The following is a 22,031-nucleotide window of genomic DNA, read 5'->3' as shown; positions in this document are numbered from 1 at the left end:
AAGTTTATATTCTCCAGTATGAAAAGCATCCCCTAATCCTCTACTTCTAGAAAAGAAAGAAATAGTTGATTTTTCTGATTCAATGGCAATATTAATTAACTCATTTTGATTAGTCCAACCAATAATTTTTGTGCTATTTTTATTTAAAACAGGATAGGGAAAATTAAGAGGAATAACTTGTTTACCCGTATCTAAAATTACTACATTAACTAAATTATAAGCGCCCCGATGACAAGGAAAATTATACAAAGTTCCTTGATTAGGTATGGTCTGAATATCGACATTATCATATTCTTTTAAAGAACAATCATAAGCATTATTAAACACATTTACAATGGGAGGAGAAATATTAGTTTGACTTTCAGCAGAAGATAAAAGCTGAGTAGAAAAAATTAAACTAGAAGCGAGAAAAATAGATAATTTCATAATTATTTAGTAGTTAGTAATAAAAATACGATATTGTCGATTTTGCAATACCCACCGCAGAAAATAGTTGGCTATTTTACTTTGAGTATGATAAATTATGTCTAAAAAAACGTGTCAGGTATTAGGTGTCAGTTATTAGGTGAAATGCAAACTATAAATTTATCACAATTGCATTTTTAAAATACTAAAATTATTATATATCAAAAGTTTTATTAGTTATTCATTATTAATTTGTCGTAACTACTGTAGAAAAGCCAAAAAAGTTTTATGATTAAAGAGGGAAAGATAGCTTTATTATCCATTGTCGATTATCAATTAATTCTAATTAGTAAGTATTTATGGAAGCATTTAATCGCATAGCGCCCGATTGGACAAAAACCGCCACCCATGCCCTAGAGTTTTATTGTCCTTGTTGTAGCGCCCCTCCCCGTAAAGCTCAAAGGGTTTGGTTTAATCGTTATGCCCCCGTAATTATGGAAAATTATCAAAAAAAATGGCAAGAATTTTATCTTTGTGAATGTGACGAAGTTTGGTGGGCATGGAGTTCCCAGCGCCCTTCCCCTTTTCCCGACAGAAACTGATGGGGAGACCAGGGAAATTTCATTCAACTTTTTCCCTCATCACTAAACCTTAATTAGGGTCTGCTGAATAAATCAAAACCCTTGTCTAATAAAGGTTTTAAGCACAGTTGTAAAGGTGTCAGGTATCGGGTGTTAGGTATTAGGTTTGAAAATTACACCTGAAACCTGCAACCTGAAGCCTGAAACCTCCCCCTCACCACTCCACTTTTTCAGCAACCCCTAATTATTTGATTTGCGTTATAATTGTTACTAATTTTAATAATAAATATTCTCAATAATTTTATGACACAAACTCAAACATTAACAGCAGAAGATTTGTTTCGCAGTGCCTACGAAAACCGTTATACATGGGATGCACAATTTCCGGGTTATAGTTGTGACGTTACCATGACAACCCCAGAAGGTAGTTATAGCGCCCATGCCACCATCGATAGTGAGTTGAAATTTGAAGTCACCGGGGTAGAAGATGACAGCGCCAAAAAAGCGATTACTCAACAGCTATGGGAAATCACTATCCACCGAGTTAACCATAGTTTTGCCAAAAGTCATGGTGACAATACCTTTAGTTTTGGTGACAGCAAAGATGGAGAAGTAGAAATTGTAGTGGGGGGCGCTTCTGCCGGTAATCGCTATAAAGTAAAAGATAAACACGTTACCTTTGTGTATCGGCGCATGGGCGCTGGAATTGTTTCCATTGATACCTATGGCTTTTTAGACACCGAAAAAGGCTATCTTTCCACTGGCTATGACTCCATTTATTTAGATGCTGAAACCCTACAACCAAAAGGAGGAAAAACCGTTTTTGAGGATACCTTTACCGAAATCGGTGGTTACTATATTCTTACCAACCGTAAAATTACCAAAAATGAAAACGGCACAACTTCAACAACTGAGTTCGATTTTAGTAATGTAACTCTCTAGTTACGGTTATTCTAAATATATTTCTAAACTATCTGTATAAGTTGGGTTACGCTATGGCTAACCCAATATCATGCTATGGCAAAACGAAGAAGAGCGCCCTCCATCTCATGCTCTAAAATACATACTCCACCATTTTAAAACTATAATGATTGATTATTTATTATTCATTAACCATGCTAATTGGTTTTGATCCCGGACGAGATAAATGTGGCATCGCCGTTATTACCAAAGATAAGCAAATTCTATATAGAAAAGTAATAGAATCTGCTAATGCTTTGATAGAAATTAAGGTATTAATGGGTAAATATCACCCTGAAGCTCTAATTATGGGAAATCAGACCACATCTAAACAGTGGCAAGAAGAGCTAAGAGATAATATAAACTTATCAGTTTTTTTAGTAGATGAACGTAATAGCACAGTGGAAGCAAGGGAGAGATATTGGCACTATAATCCGCCCCAAGGATTACAAAGATTAGTACCCAAGCCATTAAGAGTACCCCCAGCGCCCGTCGATGACATTGTAGCGATTATTCTTGTGGAAAGGCACCTACAAAATAGTTAAGGATACTGTATTACTAAGCGGGTGGGGGGAATCGAACCCCCATCATTAGCTTGGAAGGCTAAGGTTTTACCACTAAACTACACCCGCAAATGTTGTTTAACTGAGTAACAATTATAGCAAAGTATTTAACATTTCGCAACTCATCTACTCATAGAGACGAAACCAATAATATATAAGGGGTTGAAACCCCTTACCAACCTATTCTATAGTCAGAACACTGTCTAAATAAAGTAAATCTACGTTATAATTATTTTCTGTATCAAGGAGAGATGGCAGAGTGGTTGAATGCGATAGTCTCGAAAACTATTAAGGGGGTAACTCCTTCGAGGGTTCAAATCCCTCTCTCTCCGTATGGTGACAGTCTTACTTTTCATGGACTGAGATGACAACGTTACAAAATTTCAAATAAACAGCGCCCTTCCCACTGTATTTTAAAGGTAGATAAGAAACTATAAGGAATAAAAGCAATGTTAAAGAAAATTTTATACGCCGACTCAGGAAATGGTCATACCCAAGAAATGTTAAAAATATTACAGGATATTCCCGCATTTCAAAATACCAATCTGACTATTTTACACGTTGTCTCTCCCCAAACTTCCGCCGATGCTTTAGCGGCTAAATGGGAAGAAGGGGGAAAAATATTGGCAGAAGTGATTGAAAATGTCAATATCGATCCTGCGAAGGTATCCACCATTTTAAGACAAGGTGATCCTAAAGATACCGTCTGTCAGGTTGCCCAAGAAATCGACGCTGATTTAATCTTAATGGGTTCAAGAGGCTTAAAACGTCTTGAATCTTTTCTTGAAAATTCGGTTAGTCAATATGTCTTTCAGTTAAGCGATCGCCCCATGTTGCTAGTCAAAGATGATATTTATATTCGCCGTATCAAAAGAGTGATGTTAGCTTTAGATAAATCAGAGGCGGCGGATTATGCCCTTGATTTAACCCTTAATATTTTGAAAGATTATCGAGAAGCCAAATTATATTTAGCCAGAGTTAACCCGGACTTAGATGCTAAAGTAGAACTCACCACCACAGAAATGGAACAAAATCCTATCCTTGCCCCGGCGCTATTAAAAGCGAAAAAATTTGGTATTGATACCACTTGCATTGTCAAGGGAGGTAAGCCGGGTAAAACTCTTTGTCAAATTGCGGAAGAAAAGGATATTGATTTATTATTATTAGGGTCGCCAGATCGTCGTCCTTCTATTGCGAAAAGTTTAGTGGACTTAGACCGATTGTTGGGAAGTTCCCTTTCTGATTATATTCGAGTTAATGCTAATTGTCCTGTGTTGCTCGTGCGCAAGTAATAATAATTTCAGCTTTGCCATCAAATCGTATTTCTGTCGGGGCATAATTAGATTATGCCTTTAACTTTAGAGTGAAGTGAGAGTTAAATTTAATATCAAGTCTCCTTGATCACTTATCAATAGATAAATTAAAAACAATCTTAGTTCAATTTATTGAACGTGATACTGTTGGTTCCGTGTAATTCATTACACGGTGGGTAAATTACGAAGAGATAATCTGTTAACAACTAATTATCCGAACTTAATATAATACCGAAATTATGAATACGAAAAATTTTCAATGCTATAGTTGGCAAGAGTATTGGAGTTACTGCCATGACATTACTAGGCAAATTTTAGTGGCTGGTAATACTTATCAGCAGGTAATCGCTATTACTAGAGGAGGATTTTATTTGGGTGATTACATTTCTCGCCATTTACAAATACCTTTAGCCGTAATTGCGGTTAAAAGTTACGGTGATGAGAACCACCAACAACATGATATAAGGATAGGGGCGCTGTCTTTTGTCGAAAAACCCCAAGGACATATTTTATTAGTGGATGATTTGGTAGATACTGGGGTAACGCTTCAAATGGTGCGAGATCAGTTAATTACTGATTTTTTTGTTACTGTAGAAACTGCGGTAATTTGGCACAAGAATCATAGTAAATTTGTTCCTGATTTTTTTTACTGTAATACTTCTGCTGATGATTGGATTATTCAACCTTTTGAAGTACATTGATTCTTTTTATCACTATAGATTTTAAAAGCAAAAGAACCCACGACAAAAGCTCCTAAGAAAACAAAAGGATTAAGATTCATTTGCACTAAAGAAGTAACTGCAGGACCTGGACAATAACCAGATAAACCCCAACCAATGCCGAAAATTCCTGCCCCAAGAATCAACGGTAAATCAATATCATTTCTGGTGGGTAAATAAAACTTATGAGCGAAAAGAGGTTCTTTAAGCGGTAAAATAAAGCGAAAACTTATTACTGTCACCCCTACAGCGCCCCCCAACACAAAAATAAGAGATGGGTCCCAATTTCCAGTTACGTCTAAAAAACCAATTACCCTATTTCGATCCACCATCTGAGAAATAGATAAACCCAAACCAAATAATAAACCACTAAACAAAGCCATTAGATTAAATTTAATTTTCATTTCTTTTTTATATTTTGTTTATTACTTAATAATTATACAAAACTTAAACATTTCATATTAATGAAAGCGTAACCCAACCACAATAATTGATGATACTCAAAGTAATAGAACCAGATTCATTTTATTGACACATTTTAGGCTTGGTGGTTTCTACTTCAATATTGTCATAACCAGCGCCCTCCAACAATGCTTTAACGGTAATTTCAGCGCGTTGATTAGCTTGGGTTAAAATCCCCTGTTGACAAGCTGTTTCTTGTACTTTTAAAAGGCTTTCTTGTTGCGCTTGACTGTATAATGTGGGGGCAACATCAGGACCTAAACTGAGAAAACCTCGATTATATTCATAGACTTGTGATTGATTAACGTCAATTTTTGAGTCGAGGATGAGGGGCGCCGGTAGTTTAACCTTAATGGTATTTTCACTAACAGTAATATCACTGGGGCTAATTTGACTCAAATCTAATCCAGCTTTGACTTCACCCCTTGCCAAATAAAGCAAATTGGTTTTACCAATTACCATTTCTCCCATTATTTTACGCTCTGAAGAAGTCGGCACAACCGCATCCATGGTAAATATAGTAGTAGTTAATTCACTCACGCCCTGAATTTTCTGCACAATGACGCTGGAAACATCCACTTGATTTTCTATTCTAGGAAAAAGATTTTGCCAACTTTGCATTAAATTATTGCCCATGTGCCATAAACTAACAACACCAACGCCTAAAACTGCGGTGAGGGCGCTTTTTTTAAGAAAAGGAAATATTTTATTATCTGGAGAATATGGAGTAATTTTTGAGCTATTCATAATGAAGTAAAAAATAATAATAGAAGTATATTAATTAGGGGTTGCTAAAAAAGTATTCGGGTGAGGTTTCAGGTTTCAGGTTTCGGGTTTCAGGTGAAATCCTTATAAATTAAAGACTTTAGCCAAATAGTTATTTTTCATAAATTGCTCATTTGTATCAATTATTTTTGATTCTGATAGTAGAAATACAGATTTTTTGGAGAAAAAAGATTATTTTTGGCAATTTTGATTTAAAAACTGAGCATTTCAAATCTAATTATTCACAATACACTTGTGTTTTCGTTAAAAATATAACGCTTCAAAACCTTGATTTTTCTTTCTTTAACCTAAAACCTGACACCTGATGCCTGACACCTATCCTTATCGAAAGACTTTTTTAGCACAACCTAATTATGTTGTCTTTAATCATACAAGATTGTTATGGTAGTTCGAGCCATCTTTAAATTTATCTTTGCCCTTGCAATACAAAAAATCAACTTTTGTGAAGGAATGTTGAAAAAGATTAGGGCAAATGTTAGCGAGATGATTTTTATGGTGTATATTGAGAGAAATCGAATAATTAATTTCGGCAGGAAAGAGTGATTATGTCAAAATTCTATTTTCATCCTGAAAATTACACCGCCTCCTCAACTCAAGAGTTTTCTCCTTCCCCTCCTAAATACGAATCTCAAACGGTGAGTTTTGCCGAGAAGATACCAGAAAATAATCCCTACGCTAGAGATTCGGTTCGGCTTTACTTACGAGACATTGGTAGAATACCGTTACTCACAAAACAAGAAGAAATAGAGTTAGCCCGAAAAATTCACAACGCCAAACAGCTAATACAACTGAGAGAAAAACAAACCAGCGCCCTCCACCCCTACATCAGCGCCTTGCAAGTTTATGAATCTCTCCCCCAAAATATTCCTGCCACCCTACGGCTGAAAAAATGGTCAAAGCAACTTAATCTCACACCGCTTCAATTAGAGAAAGTATTGCAAACCGGCAAAGAAACATGGGCAAACCTCGCTAATATCACCGTCACTGAATTAGAGAAGATTTTAACCCAAGCCAAACAGGCAAAACAACAAATGATTAACGCTAATCTGCGTTTAGTGGTATCCATTGCCAAAAAATATCAAAATCGGGGCTTAGATTTACTCGACTTAATTCAAGAAGGCAGTCTTGGTTTAGAAAAAGCAGTGGAAAAATTTGACTATACCAAAGGTTATCACTTTAGCACCTATGCTTATTGGTGGATTCGTCAAGGGATGACAAGGGCAATTGCTACCCAAAGTCGCTCTATTCGTATTCCCATTCATATCACGGAAAGATTAAATTTACTCAAAAAAACCCAGAGAAACCTCTCTCAATCCCTCGGGAGAAATCCCCAAGCGGAAGAGTTGGCGCTAGCCATGAAGATGACAACGGCAGATTTAAGGACTTTTCTCAGTCAAATTCCTCGCTCTATTTCCCTAGAAACTAAAGTAGGCGATGATTTTAACACCGAGTTAATCGAATTGATTGAAACCAATTCGGCTACCCCCGAAGAAAATTTGATGATGGTAGCAATGGGGCGTGACTTGCGCCATCTACTAGCTAGTTTAAATGATCGGGAAGCGCAAATTATCCGTTTACGCTACGGTTTTGAGGATGGCAAAAGTCACTCTCTCAGTGATACTGCAAAAATCATGGACTTGTCTAGGGAAAGGGTGCGCCAAATACAGGCACGGGCGCTGTCTAAGTTACAAGAGCCTAATAACCGCCGTCAATTACAAGATTATTTGGAATTAATTGGGTAATTCGGGTTTGCTGAAAAAGTATTGTGGTGAGGGGAGGTGTCAGGTTTCGGGTGTCAGGTTTCAGGTGAAATGCTTATGAATTAAAGATTTTAGCCAAATAGTTATTTTTCATAAATTGCTCACTTGTATCAATTATTTTTGATTCGTAACTAAGAAATACAGTATTTTTGAAGAAAAAACGTTATTTTTTGCACTTTTTTTAATGCAAATTACGCTTAAAGTCTTTGTTTAATTAGGTTTCTGAGTTATTCAGCAAACCTAATTCGTGAAAAGGGCAAAAGGCAAAGGTAAATTATTCATTTCTTCCCTTTCCTGCTTCCTGTTTGTGATTGAGTCAATAGCTGATAAAATGAAAAAGATTAGTACATTTTGTGATAATCAATACCATACTAAAAAAAAATATTACCAAAATACTATGAGTAAAAAAGAAATAGTTATTTCTCCTTCTATTTTGTCGGCTGATTTCAGTCGTTTAGGGGATGAAATTAAAGCAGTTGACGAAGCTGGTGCGGATTGGATTCATGTGGATGTAATGGACGGGCGCTTTGTACCTAATATTACCATTGGACCTTTAATTGTTAGCGCCATCCGCCCTTATACTAAAAAGCCTTTAGATGTTCATTTAATGATTGTTGAACCTGAAAAATATGTAGAGGATTTCGCTAAGGCTGGAGCAGATATTATTTCTGTTCATGCTGAACATAACGCTTCTCCTCATTTACATCGTACTTTGTGCCAAATTAGAGAACTTGGTAAAATGTCTGGAGTGGTATTAAATCCTTCTACTCCTTTGGAATTGATTGAGTATGTCATCGATGTTTGCGATTTGGTGTTAATTATGAGTGTTAACCCCGGTTTTGGTGGTCAAAGTTTCATTCCGGGTGTTGTGCCTAAAATTAGAGCTTTACGTCAAATGTGTGATGAAAGAGGCTTAGACCCTTGGATTGAGGTTGATGGCGGTTTGAAACCTAGCAACACTTGGCAAGTATTGGAGGCGGGCGCTAATGCCATTGTAGCTGGTTCTGCGGTGTTTAAAGCTCCTGATTATGCGGAAGCTATCCAAGGTATCCGTAATAGTAAACGTCCTCAAAAAGAATTAGTTACTGCTTAATCTTTTTTATTAATTTTATAATCAGCGCTTTTCCCTGCGGTGGAGGGCGCTTCTTTTTTAGCTAAAATCCTAATTAGGGTTTGCTAAATAAATCAAAAGGTAGAATTGTCTTAAGTTCTGGCAATTAGTTATTAAAAGATTATATCTTCGTAATTTACCCACCGTGTAATGAATTACACGGCTCATGGCCCGATCGTTCAATAAATTGAACTAAGATTGTTTTTAATTGATTTGTAAGTGTTCAAGCCGACTTGATGTTAGGTATTAGTAGGTTTGAAAATTACACCTGAAACCTGCAACCTGAAACCTACTCACCTTTGCCCCTTGCCCTTTGCCCTTCATCTAAACAATAATGATTAATTTTTTTATTGAACCTTTATCATTTGGTTTTATTCGTAATGCTTTAATAATGATAGTTTTATTGGGCATTCTCTGTTCTATTACAGGTAGTTTTTTAATCGTACAAAAAATGGGTTTTCTGGGTGAAGTGATTGCCCATGCTGTGTTACCGGGTTTAGCTATTGCTTTTTTTGTGGGCATTGATATTTTTATTGGGGCTTTTATTTCGGGAATGTTTAGCAGTTTAATTATTGCTTGGATTCAAGCCAATTCCAGAGTTAAAGTTGATGTGGCTATGTCTTTAGTTTTTTCTGGTTTCTTTGCCTTGGGTATTTTATTAATTAGTTTATTGAGAAGTAATATTGATTTACACAAATTTTTATTTGGTGATATTTTAGGTGTAACGGGTTTTGATTTATGGCGTACTTTTTTTATTGCTGTAATTATCATTATTTTTACTAAATTATTTTATCCTTATTTACTTTTTTATACTTTTAATCCTCTCGGCGCCCGTGCCGTAGGTTTACCGGTAACATTAATTAATTTAGGCTTAGTATCAGCCATTACTTTAACGATTATTGCCAGTATGCAAGGGGTCGGAGTGGTTTTAGTGGTATCTTTATTAGTAGGTCCTAGTATTACTGCTTATTTATTGGTAAAGGAATTACATCAAATGATGATTCTTGGCAGTATTTTTGGCTCGGTGGGAGGGGCGCTGGGTATTTACTTGAGTTACCATTGGAATGTACCTTCGGGCGCTACTATTGTTTTAGTGATAACAATACAATTTTTATTAGCTTTTTTATTTAGTCCTAGTCAAGGTGTTTTAACAGGATTATGGGCTAAATCTTGGCAATAAGTTAAAAGGGCAAAGGTTTAAAGGCTTAACTTTTTAATTTATAAGGATTTCACCTGAAACCTGACACCAGAAGCCTGACACCTCCCCTCACCAAAATACTTTTTCAGCAACACCTAGTTATTTTTCATAAGTTGCTCATTTGCATCAATAATTTTCGTTTTTAGGTATAGGTAAAATGATGATTATTTTTGTACCTTGTGATGGTTGACTTTCTACTTTTATGGTACCGTGATGATTTTCCACGATAGCCTGAACAATAGCCATGCCTAATCCTGTGCTAGTATTCGTGTTGCGGTGACGGGCGCTGTCTCCTCGATAAAAACGGTCGAAAATATAAGGTAAAATTTCTGATTTAATACCAATGCCGTTATCACTTATTTCTATTTGATAGTAACTTTTTTGCTGTTTTTTAATAGTTTCTAAATTAACTTTAATCAGTTTTTTTATAAAATTTGAATCGTTAGGAAACCCATGAATTAAACTATTACTAATTAAATTACTAAAAAGTCTATTTAATTGTTGCCAATCTCCTTCTAAGTTATACAAAATTTCTTGATTTTTTTCATCTTCAGGTCCTAAAGAAATATTACTTTCAATAATATTTAATTGCAGATTGATTGATTTTTGTTGAGCAATAATTTTTTGTTCTTCTACCACTTCCAACAAAAGAGAATCAAGGGGAATTAATTCAAATTCAGGGGAATTAATTCGGCTATCGGCGCGCGCCAAAAACAACAAATCATTGACTAAATTAGTTAATCTAGCGGTTAAACGATCGATAATTTCTAATTGTTTAGTTTGGGTTTTTTGATCAATATCAGGATAATTTAACAGAGTTTGAACATTAGTTTTGATAGTGGCAATAGGATTGCGCAATTCATGGGAAGCATCGGCAGTAAATTGTTTTAAACTTTGATAAGACTCTTTAACTGGTTCCATGGCTAAACCCGATAAAAACCAACCCATAGCGCCCACCGAACTAATCAAAAAAATAACGGCTATACTAAGATCAATGACTAATTCACGGATGGGCTTAACTACGTCAAAAAGAGGATGAGATACACGCAAATAACCTAAAACATAGCGCCCGATTTCGATACGTTTGGTAACTTGGCGCAAGAGGTAATCGCTAGAAATACGAATAGTTTTCCCTCCGGAGTGAAAGGAAAGGGGTATGGGGAGAGGATTTTCGAGGGTTTGCCACTCTAACTCACCATTTGCATCAAACCACTCTAAATCGATGTGGTCATCTTCTACTTTATTGATAGTATTAGGATGTTGTCGAAAACTAGCATCGAGATTAATTTGATATTTTCCTTCTGCTAAACTCACTTCTTCAATCACCAAAGAAGGTTCAACTATTTCCATAACGTGTTTGAGGGTATCATCAATACGATCAATCAACGTTTTATACACATAGCTATAGATGCCCACTGCAAAAATTATCAACAATACGGCTGTAACGATTGTGTAGTATAAAGCTAGTCTTCGGCGGGTGGCTTGAAACATAGGGATGAATTATGAATTATGAGTTATGAGTTATAATCCTCTTGTCTCCCCATCTCCAAAAAGAATCACACTATTGGTTATTACTTTTTGTTGGGTTTCGTTACTCAACCCAACCTACTTTTTCCTTTTTACTTAAAAAGCGCCCTCCACCGCATTAATTATTAAAAGGATTGGCAATACCACCTCTGGTATAATTAAGAGTCTCACTTTGGGTGGGATTAAGGAAGATTGTTTCCACTGAATTTTGCTCCACCACAAAACCCACACGATGCCCCATGTCATCCTCTTGCACATCCAAATATACCACCTCATCACACACCCGCGCAATTTGCTTCAAGTCATGGGCGCTCATCACAATAGTATATTCATTCTTTAAATCATAGAGTAAATTTTCAATTTCGAGGGTAGAAATAGGATCAAGGGCGCTACAAGGTTCATCCAAGAGTATTACTTGCGGTTGCAGTGCAATGGCGCGCGCCAGACAAAGGCGCTGTTTTTGCCCTCCAGAAAGCATCATGGCGTTTTTGCGTAGTTTGTTTTTCACTTCATGCCATAAACCGACTTTTTGCAAGGCATCTTCCACCACTTCATCTAAATTACCCTCATAGCCGTTGACTTTTAAGCCCATGGCAATATTTTCATAAATCGATGTGGGAAACGGTGTCGGGCGCTGGAATACCATACCCACAGCGCGCCTCAACTGCACCGTATTAACCTGACTACCATAAATATCCTGCCCATTAAAATAAACTTTTCCACTGACATTGATACCTTCTACCAAATCATTAAGACGATTTAAACATCTTAATAACATACTTTTTCCGCAACCAGAGCGCCCGATTATACCTGTAACTTTGTTAGGTTTAATTTCAATATTAGCGCCCACCACCAAAGGGGTACTTTCATGAAAAATAGATACGTTCTCCACATTAATAATACCGTTTAGCTGACTCATAATAACCTCTTGATAAAATATAAATAATAAAAAATTAATCCTGATTACGACTGAAAAATTCTCTGATTAAAACAGAAAATAAATTGATAATGATTAAGATAACTACCAAAATAATCGTCGCCGCCGCCGCTAACTGTTGCACTTCTTCGGTGGGAGTCTTCAACCAGTTAAAAATTTGTACTGGTAAAGTCGTATAACTACTTTGTAAGCCTTCCCATGACAAAGGCGGTAAAAAACGCACGGAGGCAGCGGCACCCACCCCAATCAGCGCTGCCGTTTCCGCCAGCGCCCTTGCCTGTGCCAATAACACTCCCGTGAGGATACCGGGTAAAGCAGAAGGTAAAATCAAACGCATCAAAACTTGCTCTTTCGTCATACCCAAAGCATAACCACTGGCGCGTAATTTTTTACCACTACTTTTGATGGCAGTGCGACTGGCAATGATGAGAGTCGGTAAAATCATCACCGTTAACACCAGCGCCCCTGATAGTATAGTTGTTCCTCCCGTGATAGGACGCAAAAGGCGTACAAATAATTCTAATCCTAACAAACCGTAAAGGATGGAAGGAATTGCCGCCAAATTAGCAATACTAACTTTCAAAAAACGATCTAATTTAGTATTTTTACCGTATTCCTGTAAATATACCGCACTACCAACCCCCAAAGGAATCACCATAATTAAACTGAGGATGAATAGCCATAAACTACCCACCAGCGCACTCAAAATACCAGACTCCTCCGCACGGCGAGACGCAAAACTACTTAAAAAAGTCCAGTTAATTCTACTTAATCCCATTTGTCCCAAATCCCAGAGAAACACGGCAATAAACACCACCCCAAACACCCCAGCCATTAAAGTTAGTAACCCAAATAGACGATTCAGCCATAATCTGACTGGGGGAATATCCGCCATTAAATCAACTGCTGGTTTTGGTAATGGTGAAGGGCGCTGGTATTTACTAACGATGGGCGCTAAGTCTTCAATAATAGCATCATTCCTCGTTACTTTCTGATCCCCGACAACACTTTGATTAATAGAAAATAACCTCTTCTCCGCACGATTTTGCAACCAATAACTAAGACTATTCAAACTAAAAGTAACTACAAATAAAATAAAACCTAAAGTAAAAATTGTTTTAAACAAAATAGAATCAAACTGCACCGTACCCAAACTAACTCTAATAATAAAAGAAGTAATAGTTTCAATTTGATCTAAAGGATTAAAGGTCAAACTTGGCCTTTGTCCAGATGCAATGGTTACAATCATAGTTTCCCCCAGCGCCACGGAAGTGGCTAAAGTGAGAGAAGAAAGAATTGTCGGGAATGACAAAGGTAGCAAAATTTTGCTGACAATTTCAAACTTAGTTAGCCCCAAAGCGTAACCAGAATTGCGCAAGTCATCAGAAACATTAGCTAAAGCATCTTCCGTTAAAGAAGAAATAATTGGCGTAATCAAAATGCCTACGCAAAGCCCAGCACTCAGCGCATTAAAAGTACCCAAATCAGGAAAAAACCAACTTTTTAACAAAGGAGTGAAAAATAATAAAGCAAAATAACCATAGACAACTCCCGGAATACCGCCCAAAGATTCTAACCCAATTTTTAAAACTCGCCTCACATTAGTGGATGCGTATTCAGAAAGATAAATCGCCGCCAAAATGCCTAAAGGTATGGCAACAACTAAGGCGATAACGGTCACTAAAATAGTTCCTGATAGTAAGACAATAATGCCATATTGGGGATCAGTAAAATCAGGCGTCCATTCCCTCTGGGTGAAAAAATCCACCAAAGAAACTACATTAAAAAATGCCCAAGTTTGAGTGAGGAAAATAAATAAAATACCGAAAGTGATTAAAATGGGGACAAAACCCACAAAAACAATTAACCCTTCCAAACCGTATTTCTTGAATATTCCCCAAATGTTAGTTTGGTTGTTTAATTCTGTATTATTCATTGCCTTGCCCCTGATCGATTAAGTTTGCTAAACTGTCCAGAGCTGATTGCGTACCCTGAGAGTTACGTTCTAAACTTTTAACCACAGTCTTATTTTTTTCAGAGGTTTTCAACAAAAACTTAATCTCTGGTTTTAATTGTTGTGCCATGCTGTTAATGGTGCTATTGGCTTCGGCAATTTGCTGACTCAAATTTTTGATTTCTTCGGCAATCATATTAAAAGAAGAAGCCCGACTATCATCAGCAGGTAAACCAGCGGCAATAATCGATGTTTGATGAGATAAATTATCTACTTTTTTACTGATTCTTTGAATTAAGAAAGTACCATGATCGATGCTTTTAAATTTATCCCGAAAACTATCACAAATTTTAGCGATTTCTTCACTAAAGTTAACCATGGAAGTAACACCGCTACCAAGCGCATCAAAGGTGTTTCTACCCTCTTTTGACAATAACATCCCCAATTCCGCAAAACTGCGGTTAAGATTACCAATTCTTTCACTTTTGCGAGAAATTTCTTCCTTACTTTGTTCTAATTTTCGGGTTTGTACTTTTAGTAATTCGTTGCTAGTTCTCAACTCTACTTGCTGTTCTTCTAACTGTTCGGAATATTCTTTTACTTTCTGCTTTTCCTTTTCAATTTTTTGAGCGTAGCGCCGTAAATCTTGTTCTTGTAACACTAATTTTTCATTGATACTAGAAAACATTTGGGCTTGGGCTAAAATTAATACACTTAATTCTAACATTCCCACTTCCAAACCATTTCTTACTACCACAATGGGTCCATAAATTGTTTCTGGAGGGCGCTCTAAAGCAAATTTTACTGCTTCATTAATTTCCGTATCAATATCAATTCTTAATGGTTTTTTATCATAACTGTTATTTAATAACTCAATAGGTCTTTTTGTATAAATATCTCTAGCATATTCTTTACTCATTAACTCAAAAAAATCTCGGCGAGATACTATTCCAAAAATATCATTATTTTTTAGAATAAAAAACCCAGATAAAGTGGGGTTTTCCAATAAATGATTCTCCACCATTCCTGTTAAAACATCTGCATTTACCCGATAATTATCGAAGGGTAACTCCGCTAAAGTTTTTACCTTTTCCGTTAATATAGTAGCCATTGGATGTGTTTAATATAATTGTTACAGTCTATTTAAACCAATTGTAAGGATATTATTAACTTATTTCAAGTATTTTTTTCCTTAACTTTATCTTAACTTTTAAACTATATTTTTTTAACTTAATCTTAATGTAAATATTCTATGCTAAACAGTGTAAAAGAAACTTAATTGCATAGAATAATACAGGAAAAAACACAATGTTTGTGAGTAACTCTAAAAATAAATTTTACTTAGTTTTTCCATTGATATTAGCTGGAGTTTTAGGCAGTTGTGCCAGTAACAATACTACAGCCACTTCGGGCAATAATTCTACGGGGAATAAAACTTCTAGTCTGAGTGGTTCGATTAGTATTGATGGCTCTTCCACGGTTTTCCCTCTCACCGAGATCATGAGTGAGGAATTTCAAAATAGTTACCCTGATGTGAGGATTGCCATAGGTGTATCTGGCACTGGGGGCGGTTTTAAGAAGTTTTGCGCTGGTGAAACGGATATTTCCAATGCTTCTCGTCCCATTAAACCTTCAGAGGCGGAGGAGTGCGCTAAAAATAGTATCAACTTCATTGAAATTCCTGTGGCTTTTGATGCCCTTTCTGTGGTGGTGCATAAGGATAATGATTGGGCTTATTGCTTAACCGCCGCTGAATTGAAAAAGGTTTGGTCACCAGGAGCACAAGGTAAAATTACTAACTGGAATCAAGTTAGAGATAATTTTCCTGACCAACCTTTAAGTTTATATGCACCGGGTACTGATTCGGGTACTTTTGATTACTTTACGGAAGCTATCAATGGTGACGGAGGGGTTGCTAGGGGAGACGTCACCTCTACGGAAGATGATAACGTTATTGTGCAGGGTGTCAGTGGTGACCTTGGTAGTTTGGGCTATTTCGGTTTAGCCTATTTAGAGGAAAATGTAGACAAGATTCATGGTGTTAATATTGATAATGAAGACCCTAATGATGGCGGTGATGGTTGTGTTGAGCCTACTGTTGCCAATGTGGAACAAGGACTTTATCAGCCTTTAGCTCGTCCTTTATTTATCTATGTTAGTGAATCTGCGTTGGCGCGCGCTGAGGTTCAGGCATTTGCTAACTATTATGCTGATGAAGCTAATGGAGATTTGGTTGCTGAGTCTGGTTATATTACCTTCCCTAGTCCTGTTTATACTAAAGTCAAAGAGCGCCTTGAAACAAAGAAAATGGGTTCAGCATTTTTAGAAATTTCCACCGTCGGTGTTAATCTGCAAGATGTTTTATAAATGAATAATGGATAATTAATTTTCTCTCTTTCTTCCTCTGCCTCCCTTTCCAAAAATTTAGATTTTTGGTTTAATTTGGCAAAAACCCTGATCTTCAAGCGGGAGGAGAGGGGGATAATAGTTTTAAAGAATGAAGAAATAACCTAGTAAAATCGCCACCAGCGCCCCCACCAGTGTATTAATAACATTGACTAACTCATTAGTTAACCAATCGAAATTAGTTTGCAAAGTAGCACCGATAAAACTTTCAATATTGGTAGCGATAAAAGAAGCAATTATTGCGATTACAACTCCCATAGGGGAAATCATGCCTAGAGATAAAGCCACCAGAGAGATTAATATACTAGCAATAATTCCAGCGCCCGTCCCCTCTAAACTAACAGCGCCCTCCGTGCCTCTTTTGACGGGTTGAAAAGTAGTAATCAAAAAAGTATTTTTACCGTAAGCCTTACCCACCTCCGAAGCAGAAGTATCCGATAACTTCGTGGCAAAACTAGCTACATAAGCAAGAATTAATAAAGATTGCCAAGAAGTAGAAACAAATAACACCCCTAAAGCACATAAAGCGCCCACCAGCGCACTCCCCCACACATTTTCAGGGCCTCTCATGCCATCACGCTTTTCCGCAATACCCAGCGCCTCCTTTTCCTGTTTCCCGATGCGCGTTACCGTTGAACCCACGAGGAAATAAAACATCACCACCGTGTAACCTTGCCACCCCAAGCAACCCCAGACAATTATCCCCAAAAACCAAGCATTAAGATAACCCATGACGGTTAATAACTTTTTGGGCAAAATAAACGCCAAAATAATTAAAATGGTATTTAAAATTACGGCGGTTAACCAAGGATTAGACCAATTTATACTATCAAAAATAATCATTTTTTATAAACATCTTGACGATGTCTAATTCTAGTAACTTTAACTAATTTTTGCTCATCATCAATATTAAAAATTATACGATAATCTCCTACTCTAACTCTGTATAGTTGGCTATCCCCTTTCAGTTTTAATACTCCAGAAGTTCGAGGATTTTGTTTCATTTTTTCTAAAATATCACCAATACGCTTTTGCATACTTGAGGGTAAATTTTTAAACTCTTTAACTGTTGATGATTTGAACTTTATTTGATATTCAATCATGTAAATTTTGCTCAGATTCTAATTCTTGCTTTAATTCCTCCCATGAAATTTCTTCTTCATCGTCTCTTTGTTTTGAAACCAGAATATCATAAAAATTTTCCCAAACTTCTCCCCACTGTTCTAAATCGATTAATACAGCTTTTTTGATGCCTTTTTCGTCAATTACAAAATCAATTCCTTGCATATTTTCATCGGAAAGTAAACATTTAACATTATCTTAGCCTAAATATTTTCCCCTGCCCTCTACCTGTCAAAAGGGCAAAGGGCGATAATCTAACTAAGATAACCTAAATTTTTGAGACTATCTAAAACTTTGTTAACACTTTCGTCCAACTCCTCTAAATCAGTCCTACATTCAATTTCAGGGGTGAGGGGCGCTTCATAAGGATCACTAATTCCCGTAAACATCTTGATTTCCCCGGCGCGCGCCTTTTTATACAAACCCTTAACGTCTCTCTCCTCACAAGTAGCTAAAGGTGCATTAACAAACACTTCCACAAAATTACCGATTTTTTCCCTCACTTCCTCTCTAACCGCACGATAAGGAGAAATGGCAGAGACAATGACAATCACATTATTACGGGTTAAAAGATTCGAGACAAAACCGATACGGCGGATATTTTCGTCTCTGTCTTCCTTACTAAAACCCAATCCTTTAGTTAAATTAGTGCGCACGATGTCGCCGTCAAGCACTTCTAATTTATAACCAGCATCTTTCAGTTTTTGGGCTACCACTTGGCTAATGGTGGTTTTTCCCGCACCACTTAACCCCGTAAACCAAATTGTTACGCCTTTATGCTCCATTATATTTATACTTTTTATTTATAATCAATTTTTTGCTTAAAATATTGTACTCTCAAAACGGCAAAGGGCAAAGGTAAATTTAAAGATAGCTTGGATTGCCATTAAATTTGCTCACCTCTGAAAAGACGAGGTTTAGGTCTATTTTCCATTACAAAAAGTGCTATAAATTGACCTTTTTCTCTAAAAATATCCTCTTTCCTACACCATTACCAAAAATAATTGATATAGATTAACAGTTGATGCACTGTAAACGTATCACTTAATGCCATTTATTTTAAAGCATTTTAACCTTTGCCCTTTGCCCCTTGCCCTTTACCTGATTTTTGACTTAGATCACTAAAATTAAGCCAAATTATTGTAAATTACTAATATAGCGTTTAACAAAGCAAACAATATAAATTAATTTTGATCAACATATAATTAATTTTAAGGATTAAAGAACAAAGGAGTTTAGTTCATTGGAAAACCAAAAAGAAAGAATATTAGTAGTTGATGATGAAGCCAGTATTAGACGGATTCTCGAAACCCGTTTATCCATGATTGGTTATGACGTAGTCACCGCCGCCGATGGGGAAGATGCCATTGCTACTTTTCATGAAACCCAACCTGATTTAGTGGTGTTAGATGTCATGATGCCCAAATTAGATGGTTATGGTGTCTGTCAGGAATTACGCAAAGAATCAGATATTCCTATCATCATGTTAACCGCTCTGGGTGATGTAGCTGATCGTATTACGGGTTTGGAGTTAGGCGCTGATGATTATGTGGTTAAACCCTTTTCCCCCAAAGAATTAGAAGCGAGAATTAGGTCAGTTTTAAGACGTGTGGATAAGGAGGGGGGCGCTGGAATACCTAGTTCTGGGGTGATTTCTGTTAACGCCATCCGTATCGATACCAACAAAAGACAGGTTTATAAAGGAGATCAACGCATTCGCTTGACAGGGATGGAGTTTAGCCTATTAGAATTATTAGTGAGCAAATCTGGCGATGCCTTTTCACGCTCCGAAATATTACAAGAAGTATGGGGTTATACCCCTGAGCGTCATGTGGATACTAGAGTGGTGGATGTCCATGTTTCCCGTTTGCGCGCTAAATTGGAGGAGGACCCTAGTAATCCTGAATTAATCCTCACCGCTAGAGGTACAGGATATTTATTTCAGCGTATCCTAGAACCGGGAGAAAAAAGAGTTCCCACTAATTAAAATATTATGTAGGTTGGGTTGAGCAGACGAAACCCAACACATTATTAACTTAATAATCTTTTTGTATGACAAAGAGTAAAAAATCAGACACCAATCAATTATTAAAAAACTTACCCTTAATCGCTGGAATATTAGGGGGAACTTTATTAATGATTAATCGATTAGTTACTCCCACTCTTTTAGACTCTCAAGCGCGCTCCGACGCTCTCGGTATCTTATTATGTGCGATGTTACTTCTGACTAGCATTTTAGCTAGAGAGATTAATTCAGTTCCTCCTCAGAGTGTAATTTTAAACGGGGAAGAAGGCTTTGAATTGGAGCAAAATTTATCAGAATCATTGAAAACTGAATTAGCTTGGGCTAGTCATTTAATTATTAATAATACAGTAACTAAATCTATTATTATTTTTTATCAAGGTAAAACTTTACTAAGAAGAGGTATTTTAAGTAATAAAAAAGAAATAAAATTAGGAGCAATTACTGAAAGAGTAATTAAGACTCAGAAGCCAGTTTATTTAGTGGATTTAAAACACTATCCGGGTAAAGTAGAATTTGATTATTTTCCTGATAATATTCAAGGTTTAATTTGTTTACCATTAAATCATGATGGAGTGATGATGATGGCAACTAATATCCCTCGCAGTTATAGCAAACAGGATGAAAATTGGTTGGCTGGTATTAGCTCTAAAATTGCTTTAACGTTAGATGAAAAATATCCTGAGAAATAAAGTTTTCATTGGCATTATATCAAGTTCGTTTGATCACCTATAAATAGATAAATTAAAAACAATCTTAGTTCAATTTATTGAACGAAATACTGTTAGCCGTGTAATTCATTACACGGTGGGTAAATTGCGAAGATATAATCTATTTGTAACGAAGCACTCAACTGCTCTCCTACCTTATAAATTATGATAGAGTAAAAAATAAAATATCGACAAAATAGCTAATGAGTGAAGATAATCAAACTATAGCCCTTCCTAGTATTGAAAGTGCCATCGCTTTGGCTGGTAGTAATGAAGAAAATTTAAAATATATTGCTAGGATGACGGGCGCTGGATTATCTTTACAAGGGCAAGAAGTAGCAGTTTATGGTAAAACCAACGCCGTTAAGCGTAGTTTAGCTATTATCAGCGCCCTTCAAACTTACTGGCAAGAGGGTAAACCAATTACAGAGCCTGATATTCTCACCGCCTTCCATGCCCTCAATACCGATCAAATGGGCGAATATCAAACCATACAACAAGAAGTATTAGCGCGCACCCGTAACGGCGAATCTATCCGAGCTAAAACCTTCAAACAAAAACAGTACATTAAAACTATTCAAACCCATGATATAACCTTTGGGATCGGTCCAGCTGGTACAGGAAAAACTTTTCTCGCCGCCGTTTTAGCCGCACAAGCCCTACTCCAAAATCAGTGTGAGAGATTAATTTTAACACGCCCTGCCGTAGAAGCAGGAGAAAAACTAGGCTTTTTACCCGGTGACTTACAACAAAAAGTTGATCCCTTTTTGCGCCCCCTTTATGATGCCTTATATGAATTTATCGATCCCGTCAAAATTCCCGAATTGATGGAAAAAGGCAAAATTGAAGTAGCGCCCCTCGCCTACATGAGAGGTAGAACTTTAAGTAACGCTTTTGTTATCGTGGATGAAGCCCAAAATACCACCCCAGCACAACTAAAAATGGTCTTAACCCGTCTTGGTTTTGGCTCAAAAATGGTAGTAACAGGAGATGTCACCCAAACCGACTTACCCACCAATCAAAAATCAGGCTTAATCGTTGCCAGTCACATTCTCAAAAATGTCGAAGGCATTGGTTTTTGCTACCTAACCCAAGCCGACGTTATTCGCCATCCCCTCGTCCAAAAAATTGTCTCTGCCTATGAAAATAATCATAATTAGGGTTTGCTGAAAAAGTATTTTGGTTAGGGGAGGTGTCAGGCTTCAGGTGTCAGGTTTCAGGTGAAATTCTTATAAATTAAAAAAATCTTCTCCCTTCCTCCCCTTACTAACCAAAACGTTTGCATTCTCAAAAATCCTAGTTTCTCAAACTAATCAATTATTAGAAAATATTACTCCCCTCTCCTGTGGGAGAGGGGTTGGGGAGAGGGCAAAGTATTTTGAGATCAACGAAAAAAAATTTACTACTACTCAAAGAGAGATTTAAGGGAGTAAAACTGTTGTATCTGATAAAATTTTAAGTATTTTTAGTTAATTTTAATAGTTTATTTCATGA

Annotated in this window: 22 protein-coding genes and 2 tRNA genes; 13 read left to right on the top strand and 11 right to left on the bottom strand. The window is 36.6% G+C overall.

Annotation, left to right across the window (positions count from 1 at the left end; translation table 11 throughout):
- The first annotated feature begins 764 nt into the window (after positions 1-764).
- From IGQ45_14320 to IGQ45_14310, 3 genes are all read left to right on the top strand, one after another.
- On the top strand, positions 765-1,007 hold the full coding sequence (locus IGQ45_14320; GenBank protein MBF2058350.1) for a hypothetical protein: 243 nt from the start codon (positions 765-767) through the stop codon (positions 1,005-1,007).
- A 282-nt stretch (positions 1,008-1,289) separates the two neighbouring features.
- Positions 1,290-1,928: a DUF3386 domain-containing protein gene (locus IGQ45_14315; protein MBF2058349.1), complete on the top strand. Its 639-nt coding sequence runs from the start codon at positions 1,290-1,292 to the stop codon at positions 1,926-1,928.
- Between the two features lie 173 nt (positions 1,929-2,101).
- A complete protein-coding gene (locus IGQ45_14310) occupies positions 2,102-2,491 on the top strand; it encodes a pre-16S rRNA-processing nuclease YqgF (protein ID MBF2058348.1) in 390 nt (129 codons plus the stop codon).
- A 16-nt stretch (positions 2,492-2,507) separates the two neighbouring features.
- Here IGQ45_14310 and IGQ45_14305 read toward each other — a convergent pair.
- A tRNA-Gly gene (locus IGQ45_14305) sits at positions 2,508-2,578 on the bottom strand.
- A 176-nt stretch (positions 2,579-2,754) separates the two neighbouring features.
- On the opposite strand from IGQ45_14305, the gene IGQ45_14300 reads away from it, so the two are divergent.
- The 3 genes from IGQ45_14300 (at position 2,755) to IGQ45_14290 (ending at position 4,523) form a co-directional block, all read left to right on the top strand.
- Positions 2,755-2,841, top strand: a tRNA-Ser gene (locus IGQ45_14300).
- A 117-nt stretch (positions 2,842-2,958) separates the two neighbouring features.
- Positions 2,959-3,801 (top strand): universal stress protein, encoded by an 843-nt coding sequence (locus IGQ45_14295; protein MBF2058347.1) that lies wholly within the window; start codon positions 2,959-2,961, stop codon positions 3,799-3,801.
- A 260-nt stretch (positions 3,802-4,061) separates the two neighbouring features.
- A complete protein-coding gene (locus IGQ45_14290; GenBank protein MBF2058346.1) occupies positions 4,062-4,523 on the top strand; it encodes a phosphoribosyltransferase in 462 nt (153 codons plus the stop codon).
- Here IGQ45_14290 and IGQ45_14285 read toward each other — a convergent pair.
- Both IGQ45_14285 and IGQ45_14280 read right to left on the bottom strand, forming a co-directional pair.
- A complete protein-coding gene (locus IGQ45_14285; protein MBF2058345.1) occupies positions 4,502-4,945 on the bottom strand; it encodes a YeeE/YedE family protein in 444 nt (147 codons plus the stop codon). The genes IGQ45_14290 and IGQ45_14285 overlap by 22 nt on opposite strands.
- Before the next feature lie 121 nt (positions 4,946-5,066).
- Entirely contained in the window at positions 5,067-5,750 is a 684-nt protein-coding gene (locus tag IGQ45_14280; protein ID MBF2058344.1) for a DUF4230 domain-containing protein, read from the bottom strand.
- A gap of 584 nt (positions 5,751-6,334) precedes the next feature.
- On the opposite strand from IGQ45_14280, the gene IGQ45_14275 reads away from it, so the two are divergent.
- The 3 genes from IGQ45_14275 (at position 6,335) to IGQ45_14265 (ending at position 9,840) form a co-directional block, all read left to right on the top strand.
- On the top strand, positions 6,335-7,531 hold the full coding sequence (locus IGQ45_14275) for a sigma-70 family RNA polymerase sigma factor (protein MBF2058343.1): 1,197 nt from the start codon (positions 6,335-6,337) through the stop codon (positions 7,529-7,531).
- Between the two features lie 415 nt (positions 7,532-7,946).
- Complete coding sequence (locus IGQ45_14270; GenBank protein MBF2058342.1) at positions 7,947-8,642, top strand: ribulose-phosphate 3-epimerase; 696 nt, start codon at positions 7,947-7,949, stop codon at positions 8,640-8,642.
- 352 nt (positions 8,643-8,994) lie between these two features.
- A complete protein-coding gene (locus IGQ45_14265) occupies positions 8,995-9,840 on the top strand; it encodes a metal ABC transporter permease (protein ID MBF2058341.1) in 846 nt (281 codons plus the stop codon).
- Between the two features lie 144 nt (positions 9,841-9,984).
- Here IGQ45_14265 and IGQ45_14260 read toward each other — a convergent pair whose 3' ends face one another.
- From IGQ45_14260 to IGQ45_14245, 4 genes are all read right to left on the bottom strand, one after another.
- Positions 9,985-11,349 carry a HAMP domain-containing histidine kinase gene (locus IGQ45_14260; GenBank protein MBF2058340.1) on the bottom strand — a complete coding sequence of 455 codons (1,365 nt, stop codon included), beginning with the start codon at positions 11,347-11,349 and terminating at the stop codon, positions 9,985-9,987.
- Between the two features lie 154 nt (positions 11,350-11,503).
- The gene (locus IGQ45_14255; protein ID MBF2058339.1) at positions 11,504-12,304 is read right to left on the bottom strand and encodes a phosphate ABC transporter ATP-binding protein; all 801 of its coding nucleotides are present in this window, start codon (positions 12,302-12,304) and stop codon (positions 11,504-11,506) included.
- Positions 12,305-12,338: 34 nt separating this feature from the next.
- Positions 12,339-14,258, bottom strand: a complete 1,920-nt coding sequence (gene pstA / locus IGQ45_14250) for a phosphate ABC transporter permease PstA (GenBank protein MBF2058338.1) — start codon at positions 14,256-14,258, stop codon at positions 12,339-12,341.
- Positions 14,251-15,387 (bottom strand): hypothetical protein, encoded by a 1,137-nt coding sequence (locus tag IGQ45_14245; GenBank protein MBF2058337.1) that lies wholly within the window; start codon positions 15,385-15,387, stop codon positions 14,251-14,253. Before IGQ45_14245 ends, pstA begins: the two co-directional genes overlap by 8 nt.
- A gap of 197 nt (positions 15,388-15,584) precedes the next feature.
- Here IGQ45_14245 and IGQ45_14240 point away from each other — a divergent pair, with 197 nt between their 5' ends.
- Complete coding sequence (locus IGQ45_14240; protein MBF2058336.1) at positions 15,585-16,643, top strand: PstS family phosphate ABC transporter substrate-binding protein; 1,059 nt, start codon at positions 15,585-15,587, stop codon at positions 16,641-16,643.
- A 123-nt stretch (positions 16,644-16,766) separates the two neighbouring features.
- On the opposite strand, the gene IGQ45_14235 is transcribed toward IGQ45_14240, so the two are convergent.
- From IGQ45_14235 to cysC, 4 genes are all read right to left on the bottom strand, one after another.
- Positions 16,767-17,525, bottom strand: a complete 759-nt coding sequence (locus IGQ45_14235) for a TIGR00297 family protein (GenBank protein ID MBF2058335.1) — start codon at positions 17,523-17,525, stop codon at positions 16,767-16,769.
- Positions 17,522-17,785, bottom strand: coding sequence for a type II toxin-antitoxin system RelE/ParE family toxin (locus tag IGQ45_14230; GenBank protein ID MBF2058334.1), 264 nt, complete (start codon positions 17,783-17,785; stop codon positions 17,522-17,524). The genes IGQ45_14235 and IGQ45_14230 overlap by 4 nt, the downstream gene beginning before the upstream one ends.
- Positions 17,778-17,969 carry a hypothetical protein gene (locus IGQ45_14225; protein ID MBF2058333.1) on the bottom strand — a complete coding sequence of 64 codons (192 nt, stop codon included), beginning with the start codon at positions 17,967-17,969 and terminating at the stop codon, positions 17,778-17,780. The genes IGQ45_14230 and IGQ45_14225 overlap by 8 nt, the downstream gene beginning before the upstream one ends.
- Positions 17,970-18,058: 89 nt before the next feature.
- A complete protein-coding gene (gene cysC, locus IGQ45_14220) occupies positions 18,059-18,589 on the bottom strand; it encodes an adenylyl-sulfate kinase (GenBank protein MBF2058332.1) in 531 nt (176 codons plus the stop codon).
- Between the two features lie 458 nt (positions 18,590-19,047).
- Between cysC and IGQ45_14215 the strand changes: the two genes are divergently transcribed.
- From IGQ45_14215 to IGQ45_14205, 3 genes are all read left to right on the top strand, one after another.
- Positions 19,048-19,791: a response regulator transcription factor gene (locus tag IGQ45_14215; GenBank protein MBF2058331.1), complete on the top strand. Its 744-nt coding sequence runs from the start codon at positions 19,048-19,050 to the stop codon at positions 19,789-19,791.
- Between the two features lie 65 nt (positions 19,792-19,856).
- Positions 19,857-20,519: a cofactor assembly of complex C subunit B gene (locus IGQ45_14210; protein MBF2058330.1), complete on the top strand. Its 663-nt coding sequence runs from the start codon at positions 19,857-19,859 to the stop codon at positions 20,517-20,519.
- A 221-nt stretch (positions 20,520-20,740) separates the two neighbouring features.
- Positions 20,741-21,697 carry a PhoH family protein gene (locus IGQ45_14205; protein ID MBF2058329.1) on the top strand — a complete coding sequence of 319 codons (957 nt, stop codon included), beginning with the start codon at positions 20,741-20,743 and terminating at the stop codon, positions 21,695-21,697.
- Positions 21,698-22,031 lie beyond the last annotated feature (334 nt).

Source organism: Cyanobacterium sp. T60_A2020_053, from assembly GCA_015272165.1.
GTDB lineage: Bacteria > Cyanobacteriota > Cyanobacteriia > Cyanobacteriales > Cyanobacteriaceae > Cyanobacterium.
The sequence above is the reverse complement of the archived record's forward strand: the minus strand, read 5'-3'. Positions and strand labels throughout refer to the sequence as shown.